General features: G+C 56.5%; 1 rRNA gene. It reads right to left on the bottom strand.

The window, feature by feature from the left end:
- Positions 1 to 209, bottom strand: a 23S ribosomal RNA gene (locus H6A32_RS16190); the annotation flags it as partial.

Below are 209 nucleotides of genomic sequence, written 5' to 3'. Positions count from 1 at the left end.
CGTATGGGATATCTCATCTTGAGGGGGGCTTCACGCTTAGATGCCTTCAGCGTTTATCCCTTCCCGGCTTGGCTACCCTGCCATGCACTTGGTAATGCAACAGGTACACCAGCGGCCGGTCCATCCCGGTCCTCTCGTACTAAGGACAGCTCCTCTCAAATATCCTACGCCCACGCCGGATAGGGACCGAACTGTCTCACGACGTTCTG

The sequence above is a fragment of the Drancourtella massiliensis genome, assembly GCF_016900655.1.
Taxonomy (GTDB): domain Bacteria; phylum Bacillota; class Clostridia; order Lachnospirales; family Lachnospiraceae; genus Sellimonas; species Sellimonas catena.
This window is presented reverse-complemented; position numbering and strand designations above follow the sequence as displayed.